Source organism: Enterobacter sp. P82 (genome assembly GCF_037053385.1).
In the GTDB taxonomy this organism is placed as follows: domain Bacteria; phylum Pseudomonadota; class Gammaproteobacteria; order Enterobacterales; family Enterobacteriaceae; genus Enterobacter.
The window spans coordinates 17,225-26,322 of record NZ_JBALHX010000012.1 but is presented as its reverse complement, the minus strand read 5'-3'; the positions used below and the strand labels follow the sequence as shown (position 1 = coordinate 26,322).

Below are 9,098 nucleotides of genomic sequence, written 5' to 3'. Positions count from 1 at the left end.
TTGCAACGCGGCTTTCGCTCACCGTTGCGAGGTGGCGTATATTACGCTTTCCTCTTTCAGAGTCAACCCGTTATTTCAGGATTTTTTCTCTTCAACCGACCGGGTTGTTTGTGAAGTGATTCACATCCGCCGTGTCGATGGAGGCGCATTATAGGGATCCCATTTTTTAGCACAAGTACTTTTTGGATCTTTTTTTCCGACTGTCGATTTTCCGCGCTTTTCGCTGAAAACCCACCCGATCTGCTTAAATATTGACGCATTTTACCTTGCCTCGATCCAATAATATGATCAAAGTCTTCTGTATAGCGCTCATCCATAGAGGTAGATATGCCCGCAGTATTACGTCCTTATAAAGATCTGTTCCCCAAAAAAGGCGATCGCGTGATGATCGATGCCAGCAGCGTGGTCATTGGTGATGTGAGAATTGCCGCTGACGTCAGTATCTGGCCACTTGTCGCCATCAGGGGGGATGTCAACTTCGTGTCGATTGGTGCCCGTACCAATATTCAGGATGGAAGTGTTTTGCATGTCACACACAAATCTTCATACAACCCGGAGGGCAATCCCCTCATCATTGGAGAGGATGTTACCGTCGGCCATAAAGTGATGCTTCACGGCTGCACTATCGGTAATCGGGTACTTGTGGGGATGGGTTCGATTTTGCTGGATGGTGTGATAGTAGAAGATGACGTAATGATTGGCGCCGGAAGCCTTGTCCCGCAAAACAAACGTCTGGAAAGCGGTTATCTCTATTTAGGTAGCCCGGTGAAACAGATCCGCCCCTTAAAAGAGGCGGAAATAGAAGGGTTGAAATACTCAGCGAATAACTATGTGAAATGGAAAGATGAGTATCTGGCTCAGGACAACCAGACCCAGCCCTGATCGTCTTCCTGTTGATCGCGGATCAAATCGCTGGCTTCTTCTTCAAGATCCCAGCGATTTTCACAAAATACGTCTAGTGGATTAGAACCACCAAAGCGACTCAACAGCGTTTCTCCGTCGATCGCACAGGTCAATTGCATCCCGTGCACCAGCACCGGAAAACAGACAGCATGTTTGCTCTCATCCCAGACTTCTCTGTCAGGAAAATGAATTGCCTGGTTCACTCAGTCAGTTCCTGCTTCAGCTTTTCAATCACCGGTTCGACCGCTGGTAACACTCCGTGCCAAAGCAGCACTGCATGCGCCGCCTGCCCCACCAGCATGCCTAGTCCATCCGCCAGATGTTTCGCACCGTGTTGTTCACACCAGTTCAGGAAAGGTGTCTTCCCTTTCTGATAAAACATGTCGTAGAAATAGATGTGGTGACTCACCAGTGAAGAAGGGATCGCCGGAACTTCGCCACCGATGCCACTAGAGGTGGCATTAATGATCAGATCGAACTCGTGACCTGCCAGATCATCAAGCGCAACTGCGCTTACACTGCCGGTATGTACGAACAACCCCGCTAACGCTTCTGCTCTGGAAAAAGTGCGGTTGGTAATCGTCACAGCACAATCAAAAGATAAAAGAGGAAGCAGTACGCCACGAGAAGCCCCGCCCGCGCCTATCAGTAGAATTCGAAAACCCGGTTTAATAAATGACAGTCTTTCCAGGTCGCTAAGCAACCCGATACCATCCGTGTTGTCGCCAAGCAACCGCCCATCCTCAAGCCGTTTTAGCGTATTCACGGCACCGGCAAGAGAAGCACGTTCAGTCAGTTCATCCGCGCGTTCAAAAGCTTCTTCTTTAAAAGGTACCGTCACATTTGCACCTTTACCGCCCGCGTCGAAAAAAGCATTCAGGGTCGGAACAAATGCGTCAACAGGTGCCAGCACGCGGCCATAGGGATGAACTATCTGGAGCTGGTCAGCAAACTGCTGATGGATCCAGGGTGACTTACTGTGCGCTATCGGGTTACCAAAAACAGCATAAGCTTCCATCATATTACCCCTGGCGAAAACGTTCGCCGGTCAAAGCGTCGCGGATTTCCGACGGATTCAGTCGACCACCCGTTTCACCCAATGCTACCGGGAAATCACTCCCGAATTGCGCCAGTACTTCTTCAGTTGTTCGGCACGGAGGCAGCCCGGTCAGGTTGGCACTGGTTGAGACCAGCGGTTTGCCAAACGCCAGACACAGTTCCACCACCAGCGGATGGTCAGTGACGCGGACGGCGAGTGAATCAAACTTTCCGGTTAACCAGCGGGGTGTCGTAGGTTGGGCCGGAAAAACAAAGGTCACAGGCCCAGGCCACGCGGAGAAAATAGTCTCCCGCTGAGCCGGTGTTAGCATGGAATCATCAATATAAGGCTTTAGTTGCTCATAATTGGCAGCGATTAAAATCAGCCCTTTTTCGACGGGCCTCTGTTTGAGTGCCAGTAATCGGCCAACGGCCGTCTCGCTGTCAGGATCGCAACCGACCCCAAAGACAGCTTCAGTTGGATAGGCGATGACTTCTTCGTTTTTCAGGACATCCACCGCATGCGCAATGGAGCCTGATGGCAGGTTATTATTCACTATTTTGATCCGCCGAAACCGGCTTTCCACATTGTTTACTGGCGCAGAAGCGTTTCATACCTTGCGCCGTTTTCTTCTCAATAAGTAGCGGATAATTGCAATGAGTGCAGACGCCCGCTACCGGTTTGAAATTGATAACGAACTGGCATTCAGGGTAGCGATCACAAGAATGGAAGGTCTTACCAAAACGAGAACGACGCTGTACCAGTTGCCCACGTTGGCATTGAGGACAAGCAATAGCCGTTTCATCCGGTTTATCAATTTGTTCTGTATGTTCGCATTCGGGGTAACGGCTACATCCAATGAACATGCCGAAACGCCCCTGACGCAGCGCTAACTCGCCGCCGCAGAGAGGGCAAAACTGTCCCTCCAGAATTTTAACGATATGTCCGTCCGCCTGGCTTTTCAGGGGACGGACATAATCACATTCCGGATACTGTGAACAACCGAGAAACGGGCCGTGTTTCCCGGACCGAATAACAAGTTCAGCCCCGCACTGCGGGCAGGGCTCATTTTTATGCACCGTGAATAGTGCTGATTTGGCCATAACAACTCTTGGTGCTGCATATTGAATTAATGCAGCATACCTTCATTCACTTCAAAGAGTAATTCTTCCATCTGCTGATAGGCATTTTCACAGCCCGGGATATTAAACAGAACCATCAGAATCACCCATTTGAGGTCTTCCAGTTCAAATTCTGCAGTATCCAGCGCCATGACGCGCTCTATCACCATTTCTCTCGTTTCGAGGTTTAGCACCTGAATCTGCTCAAGGAATAAAATGAATCCCCTGCAACTGGCGTCCAGCCTTTCACACTCTTCAGCGGTATAGATGCGTACAGACAATGGGTCAGAAGCAAGCTGCATAGGTTCGGCGAGGCCTTCCTGATAATCAGCCAGCTTTTCCAGCCACATCAACGCATTATAGATATCTTCTCGCTCAAACCCCGCATCGGTAAGATCCTGTGTCAATTTGTCCTGATCCACTCGCATTTCTGCTTCGTTATGGATGTAAGTCTCAAACAAATACATCAGTACGTCGAACATGGCATGCCCTCCTTAATCGGACATAGCCGCCGGGTACAGCTGCGATCCACCCTGCTAACTCCAGTTCGAGTAGCTGTGCTACCGTTACTGGCACAGGTTGGCCGGCACGTTCAGCGACAACGTCAACAGGTGTTACCTCATCTCCTACGTTAGCCAGGAGCTTGGGAAATGGCAATGCCACCTTTCCCTGATCTGATGAATATTGTCGCTTTTCGGGATCTTCCTGTAGCCATTGCAACCCATATTGCAAATTTTCAAGAATGTCCCCTACTTCCGTTACCGGTGTTGCACCTTGCTTTATCAGCCAGTGCGGCCCTTCACATCCGGGGTTACCTATTGGGCCGGGCAAGGCAAAAACTTCTCTCCCCTGTTCGAGCGCGCATCGAGCTGTGACCAACGAGCCGCTTCGCAGTGCCGCTTCAACCACGAATACCCCCTGGCTTAACCCGCTGATAATTCGATTACGACGAGGAAAGTTTGCTGGTCTGGGCTGCGCCGAAAGGGGGAACTCAGACACTATCGCACCGCCAGATTCGATGAGACGCATAGCCAAAGCCTGATGCCGACGGGGATAAATGCTAAAAAGACCGTTCCCCAACACGGCTACACTACAGCCTTTTACTGACAGCGCAGCGTTGTGGGCAACGCCATCAATACCACAGGCCAGCCCGCTGGTGATCGTGAACCCACTTTGTGAAAGTTGTTCGCACAGAATCCTCCCCCATCGCTCGCCGTACCATGACGGTGCGCGGCTACCTACAACAGCCAACTGGATAGTGTTAAGCGCCTCAGGGTTGCCTTTTACAAATAACGCCCCCGGATAATCAGGAATAGTTCGAAGCAAGGGAGGATAAAGCGGATCACGCGCCGTCAATAAATGATTGCCCGGCTGCTCAAGCCACTTCAGGCTGCGTTCCAGCCCACTTTCATCTTGAGCAAAGAACCGTTCAGCTTGCTTTGCTGTCAGTCCGGTGTTTCTGAGAACAGGAACATCCAGGTTAGTCTGCTTCTGTAGCCGTGCAGCGGCTTCCAGCATTTTATCGCCACAAAGAGACCCTGTATGTATTAACCGTAACCATATCTCGCTAGATGTCATCCTTTCCCCTGCCATAAGCGGCCTCCGCAATCATTGCGATTGGTCACTGATGCTGTCAATCAATGGGGGATTTGTCTAGAATAGAGGTATTATTGTTATCAACTCCTGAACACGACTCTGGAAATTTATGGCAGTTTTGCAAGTGTTACATATTCCGGACGAGCGCCTTCGCATCGTCGCTGAACCGGTTAAAGAAGTGAATGCAGAAATTCAGCGTATCGTAGATGATATGTTCGATACCATGTACGCCGAAGAAGGCATTGGCCTTGCGGCGACTCAGGTGGACATTCACAAGCGCATTATCGTGATCGACGTTTCTGAAAATCGCGATGGTCGTCTGGTGCTGATCAATCCTGAGTTGCTTGAAAAAAGTGGCGAAACCGGTATTGAGGAAGGCTGTCTGTCCATTCCGGAACAGCGCGCTTTAGTGCCGCGTGCCGAAAAAGTGAAAATTCGCGCTCTGGATCGTGACGGTAATCCGTTCGAGCTGGAAGCAGACGACCTGCTGGCGATTTGTATTCAGCATGAGATGGATCACTTGGTCGGTAAACTGTTTATCGATTACCTCTCACCACTGAAACAACAGCGTATTCGCCAGAAAGTAGAGAAACTGGATCGTATGCGCTCTCGTGCATAACATCCCGGGATACAAGGAATAACGTGTCTAAATCGCTACGTATTATCTTTGCAGGAACACCTGATTTTGCAGCGCGTCATCTTGACGCGCTGTTATCTTCTGGTCACCAGGTTGTGGGCGTATTTACTCAACCAGATCGTCCGGCTGGCCGTGGCAAAAAGCTGATGCCAAGCCCGGTAAAAGTGTTGGCTGAAGAACATGGATTGCCTGTATTCCAGCCAGCCTCCCTACGTTCACCGGAAAACCAGCAACTTGTTGCTGACCTGAATGCCGACGTGATGGTGGTAGTGGCTTACGGTTTAATTCTGCCAAAAGCTGTGCTTGATATGCCTCGCCTGGGCTGTGTAAATGTGCACGGTTCTCTGCTGCCTCGCTGGCGTGGCGCCGCGCCTATCCAGCGTTCTTTATGGGCAGGTGATGCAGAGACTGGCGTCACTATCATGAAGATGGACGTAGGTTTAGACACTGGCGACATGCTGTATAAACTCGCCTGCCCAATTACCGCAGAAGACACCAGCGCAACGCTGTACGACAAGCTGGCGGACCTTGGCCCTCAGGGCCTCATCGAGACGCTGCAACAGCTTGCGGATAATACGGCGCAACCTGAAGTTCAGGATGAAGCGCTGATCACCTATGCCGAAAAGCTGAGCAAAGAAGAAGCGCGAATAGACTGGACCCTGTCAGCGGCTCAACTCGAACGCTGCATTCGTGCGTTTAATCCATGGCCAATGAGCTGGATGGAGATCGATGAGCAGCCAGTGAAAGTCTGGAAAGCCTCCGTCATTAGCGGTAATACCACGGCTGAACCCGGTACGATTATTGATGCCAGCAAGAACGGTATCCAGGTGGCGACCGCGCAAGGGATCCTGAATCTTGAATCGCTGCAACCAGCCGGTAAGAAAGCTATGAGTGCTCAGGACCTGTTAAATTCCCGTCGCGAATGGTTTATCCCTGGCAATCGCCTTGCCTGAACAAATTTATTCTTAAGGCCCGGAGTTTCCGGGCATTTTTATTTTTACGGTTATGAAAAAACAAAATCTACGCAGTATGGCGGCTCAGGCCGTTGAGCAGGTTATCGAGCAGGGCCAGTCTTTGAGTAACGTCCTGCCTCCACTGCAACAAAAAGTCTCTGATAAAGACAAAGCCCTGCTTCAGGAGCTCTGCTTTGGCGTCCTGCGCACACTCTCTCAGCTTGAGTGGTTGATTAATAAGCTGATGTCGCGGCCAATGACCGGCAAGCAACGTACCGTACATTATTTGATTATGGTAGGTTTCTATCAGCTTCTTCATACCCGTATTCCACCTCATGCCGCACTGGCTGAGACAGTGGAAGGTGCTGTTGCGATCAAACGTCCCCAACTGAAAGGTCTGATCAACGGAGTACTGCGTCAGTTCCAGCGACAGCAGGAAGAGCTTCTTGCTGAGTTTGCTCAAAGTGAAACACGTTTCCTGCACCCGGAATGGCTTCTGAATCGCCTGAAAAAAGCTTATCCGCAGCAGTGGCAGGACATTGCCGAAGCCAATAACCAGCGCCCACCAATGTGGTTGCGCGTGAATCGCAATCATCATTCTCGCGATGCCTGGCTGGCCTTGCTTGAAGAGGCTGGAATGAACGGCTTCACACATGACGCCTATCCTGATGCCGTACGTTTAGCATCGCCTGCACCGGTACATGCATTACCCGGTTTTGACGAAGGCTGGGTAACTGTACAGGATGCCTCTGCCCAGGGTTGCATGACCTGGCTTGAACCCAAAAATGGAGAGCAGATCCTCGATCTCTGCGCCGCGCCAGGAGGCAAAACCACGCATATTCTGGAAGTTGCGCCTCAGGCCAGCGTATTGGCAGTGGACGTTGATGAACAACGTCTTTCACGCGTCTACGACAACCTGAAACGTCTGGGTATGAAGGCGCAGGTTAAGCAAGGTGATGGGCGCAAACCTGCAGAATGGTGTGGCGAGACGGAATTTGATCGGATTTTGCTGGACGCCCCCTGCTCAGCAACCGGTGTTATTCGCCGTCATCCGGATATTAAGTGGCTGCGTCGTGACCGTGATATTAAGGAACTTGCCCAGCTGCAATCCGACATTCTTGATGCCATCTGGCCACATCTGAAACCTGGCGGAACACTAGTCTATGCGACATGTTCCATACTTCCGGAAGAGAACAGCCAGCAAATTGCGGCTTTCCTTAAACGTACCCCGGACGCTGCGTTAAGAGATACGGGGACACCTGAATGCCCCGGTCAGCAGAACCTGCCAGGTACAGAAGAGGGTGATGGCTTCTTTTACGCTAAGCTAATCAAAGAGTGATGTTGAGAACAGGTCACGAGATATGAAGATAATCATTCTGGGCGCAGGACAGGTTGGTGGAACGCTGGCAGAGAACCTGGTTGGCGAAAACAACGACATCACAATTGTTGATACCAACGGCGATCGGCTGCGCGTGTTGCAGGACAAGTTTGACCTTCGTGTTGTGCAGGGTCACGGCTCGCATCCGCGAGTCCTTCGTGAAGCGGGGGCCGATGATGCCGACATGCTGGTTGCAGTAACCAGCTCTGACGAAACCAATATGGTTGCTTGTCAGGTGGCTTACTCACTTTTCAACACACCAAACCGAATCGCGCGCATTCGCTCTCCTGACTATGTTCGTGATGCAGAGAAACTGTTCAATTCAGAAGCAGTACCGATTGACCATCTCATTGCGCCAGAACAACTGGTTATCGACAATATCTATCGCCTGATCGAATATCCTGGCGCACTGCAGGTAGTGAACTTTGCCGAAGGTAAAGTGAGTCTTGCAGTGGTTAAGGCTTATTACGGTGGGCCATTAATCGGCAATGCGCTCTCCACAATGCGTGAGCATATGCCGCATATTGATACTCGTGTCGCAGCCATTTTCCGCCACGACAGACCGATTCGTCCCCAAGGCTCCACGATTGTTGAAGCCGGCGATGAGGTCTTCTTTATTGCGGCCTCTCAGCATATTCGCGCAGTGATGAGTGAACTTCAGCGTCTCGAGAAGCCATATAAACGTATTATGTTGGTCGGTGGTGGCAATATCGGTGCAGGCCTGGCGCGTAGACTGGAAAAAGATTACAGCGTGAAATTGATCGAACGCGATCAGCAACGAGCTTCTGAACTGGCAGAAAAGTTGCAGAACACGATCGTATTTTATGGCGATGCGTCGGATCAGGAACTACTGGCTGAAGAACATATTGATCAGGTTGATCTGTTTATTGCCGTCACCAACGACGATGAAGCAAATATTATGTCGGCCATGCTCGCCAAACGGATGGGGGCAAAAAAGGTGATGGTGCTTATTCAGCGCCGGGCTTATGTTGACCTTGTTCAGGGGAGTGTCATTGATATCGCCATTTCGCCACAGCAAGCGACCATTTCCGCACTCCTGAGCCATGTTCGCAAAGCGGATATTGTCGGCGTTTCATCTCTGCGTCGCGGCGTGGCAGAAGCCATTGAAGCCGTAGCTCATGGCGATGAAACCACATCACGCGTTGTGGGGCGTTCCATTGATGAGATTAAACTTCCACCGGGGACAATTATCGGGGCCGTGGTACGTGGGAATGATGTCATGATTGCCAATGATAATTTACGTATCGAGCAAGGGGACCACGTTATTATGTTCCTTACCGATAAAAAATTTATTACCGATGTCGAACGCCTGTTCCAGCCAAGTCCATTCTTCCTGTAATCATTCAGGTGCTCCTCAAAGAGCACCTGAACATAATCCCTCTATTTAACATGCCTTTTATTTTTCATAACGATTATTTATCCCCAATGGCAAATAGCTAATCATTTGTTA

General features: G+C 50.5%; 11 protein-coding genes. 5 read left to right on the top strand and 6 right to left on the bottom strand.

The features are described from left to right. The first annotated feature begins 327 nt into the window (after window positions 1–327). Window positions 328–882 carry a gamma carbonic anhydrase family protein gene (locus WB237_RS22985; protein ID WP_114980125.1) on the top strand — a complete coding sequence of 185 codons (555 nt, stop codon included), beginning with the start codon at window positions 328–330 and terminating at the stop codon, window positions 880–882. Here WB237_RS22985 and WB237_RS22980 read toward each other — a convergent pair. From WB237_RS22980 to dprA, 6 genes are read right to left on the bottom strand one after another with little or no spacing between them, the layout of a single operon-like run. Further along, window positions 858–1,106: a DUF1488 domain-containing protein gene (locus WB237_RS22980; protein ID WP_336216695.1), complete on the bottom strand. Its 249-nt coding sequence runs from the start codon at window positions 1,104–1,106 to the stop codon at window positions 858–860. The genes WB237_RS22985 and WB237_RS22980 overlap by 25 nt on opposite strands. Beyond that, the gene (gene aroE / locus WB237_RS22975) at window positions 1,103–1,921 is read right to left on the bottom strand and encodes a shikimate dehydrogenase (RefSeq protein ID WP_336216700.1); all 819 of its coding nucleotides are present in this window, start codon (window positions 1,919–1,921) and stop codon (window positions 1,103–1,105) included. Before aroE ends, WB237_RS22980 begins: the two co-directional genes overlap by 4 nt. Window positions 1,922–1,925: 4 nt before the next feature. After that, a complete protein-coding gene (tsaC, locus tag WB237_RS22970) occupies window positions 1,926–2,498 on the bottom strand; it encodes an L-threonylcarbamoyladenylate synthase type 1 TsaC (protein ID WP_236921415.1) in 573 nt (190 codons plus the stop codon). After that, on the bottom strand, window positions 2,491–3,045 hold the full coding sequence (locus tag WB237_RS22965) for a DNA topoisomerase family protein (protein WP_114980121.1): 555 nt from the start codon (window positions 3,043–3,045) through the stop codon (window positions 2,491–2,493). The genes tsaC and WB237_RS22965 overlap by 8 nt, the downstream gene beginning before the upstream one ends. 26 nt (window positions 3,046–3,071) lie before the next feature. Continuing rightward, window positions 3,072–3,545: a DUF494 family protein Smg gene (gene smg / locus WB237_RS22960; RefSeq protein ID WP_008503477.1), complete on the bottom strand. Its 474-nt coding sequence runs from the start codon at window positions 3,543–3,545 to the stop codon at window positions 3,072–3,074. Next, a complete protein-coding gene (gene dprA / locus WB237_RS22955) occupies window positions 3,517–4,641 on the bottom strand; it encodes a DNA-protecting protein DprA (RefSeq protein WP_336216690.1) in 1,125 nt (374 codons plus the stop codon). Before dprA ends, smg begins: the two co-directional genes overlap by 29 nt. 127 nt (window positions 4,642–4,768) lie before the next feature. Here dprA and def point away from each other — a divergent pair, with 127 nt between their 5' ends. From def to trkA, 4 genes are read left to right on the top strand one after another with little or no spacing between them, the layout of a single operon-like run. Beyond that, window positions 4,769–5,278, top strand: coding sequence for a peptide deformylase (gene def / locus WB237_RS22950; protein ID WP_028018484.1), 510 nt, complete (start codon window positions 4,769–4,771; stop codon window positions 5,276–5,278). Between the two features lie 23 nt (window positions 5,279–5,301). Beyond that, window positions 5,302–6,249 carry a methionyl-tRNA formyltransferase gene (gene fmt, locus WB237_RS22945; RefSeq protein ID WP_336216686.1) on the top strand — a complete coding sequence of 316 codons (948 nt, stop codon included), beginning with the start codon at window positions 5,302–5,304 and terminating at the stop codon, window positions 6,247–6,249. A 52-nt stretch (window positions 6,250–6,301) separates the two neighbouring features. Further along, window positions 6,302–7,588 carry a 16S rRNA (cytosine(967)-C(5))-methyltransferase RsmB gene (gene rsmB, locus WB237_RS22940; protein WP_336216685.1) on the top strand — a complete coding sequence of 429 codons (1,287 nt, stop codon included), beginning with the start codon at window positions 6,302–6,304 and terminating at the stop codon, window positions 7,586–7,588. A 22-nt stretch (window positions 7,589–7,610) separates the two neighbouring features. Further along, on the top strand, window positions 7,611–8,987 hold the full coding sequence (trkA, locus tag WB237_RS22935; RefSeq protein ID WP_089600737.1) for a Trk system potassium transporter TrkA: 1,377 nt from the start codon (window positions 7,611–7,613) through the stop codon (window positions 8,985–8,987). The last annotated feature ends 111 nt before the right edge of the window (window positions 8,988–9,098 follow it).